The 1,136-nt window shown below is 38.1% G+C and carries 1 protein-coding gene; it reads left to right on the top strand.

What is annotated here, in order from left to right:
* Positions 1-534, top strand: a 534-nt coding sequence (locus G5B32_RS16880; protein ID WP_165292660.1) for an IS4 family transposase, incomplete at its 5' end; no start/stop codon positions are given.
* Positions 535-1,136 lie beyond the last annotated feature (602 nt).

Genomic DNA, 1,136 nt, shown 5'->3' with positions numbered 1-1,136 from the left:
CCTTTATGCTTAAGTGTATTTGACTGGGCTAAATTCCGCAGTGCTAAGGGAGCTGTAAAACTTCATACTATACTTGATTATGATGGCTGTATGCCCAGTTTTGTGCATATCACAGATGGTAAACAACATGAATCTAAAATCGCCAAGACCATTTCATTTCCTAAAGGCTGTGTGGTGGTTGTGGATAGAGGCTACGTTGATTATGCTTGGATGAACGTTTTGGACAGCAATCATTCCTTTTTTGTTACACGCAGTAAAAGCAACATGAAATATACGGTAGTGAAAACATTTCAAAGTGAGGCACTCCAGGACAGCGGCGTCCTTCAGGATCAAATTATTGAACTTGGGGATGCTAAAAAGCACTATCAAGGAAAGAAAATGCGTATAGTATGTTTTTGGGACAGCATAAATAAGGCTGAATATGAGTTTTTAACAAACAATTTCACCTGGAAAGCATCAACAGTAGCGGCCTTATATAAAGAAAGATGGGAGATTGAAACTTTCTTTAAGCATCTAAAACAGCCAGTTTTGTAGGAACCTCAGAAAATGCTGTCTACATTCAAATTTGGACTGCATTAATAGGAATACTACTCTTTAAATACATTCAGAAGAAGGCTAAATATGATTGGAATTTATCCAATCTTGTGAACTTTATTCGATTAAATATATTTGTGAAAATTGATCTCTGGAAATGGGCTAATGATCCATTCTTTTCTGGTAAACCTCCTGATAAAATTGGACAGTTTAAACTCTTCTAAAACAATAGAGAGGGAATATTTCGGATTTTTTAACAAAAGCTTCCTTAATTCATAGAAGATAGCAGATAATCTGCGGCCTAAAATTTATTTAGGACAGTAATGATTTTAGGCATAAAAAAAGGATACATTTTTATAAAATGTATCCTTTTTTTTTATGTGCGCCCGGCATGGGCGTGAACTCTAGGGTGTGAGTCCCGAACGTGCCTTGATAGTGGGAAACGTTAACTTAAGGCAAGGGTGTCCTCCGTGAGGAGGAATCTGAAGGAAGCTGGCGGTAAATCTCTGGCCTGACGTACAGGAGGCGAATTAGGCAGTTGGATGTGGGTGAGTCTGCATAACAAGACAAAGCCCAAAACTATCCGAAACATCCCGCTGTAT

Source organism: Sphingobacterium sp. SGL-16, from assembly GCF_011043515.1.
GTDB classification, from domain to species: Bacteria; Bacteroidota; Bacteroidia; order Sphingobacteriales; family Sphingobacteriaceae; genus Sphingobacterium; species Sphingobacterium litopenaei.
The sequence above is the reverse complement of the archived record's forward strand: the minus strand, read 5'-3'. Positions and strand labels throughout refer to the sequence as shown.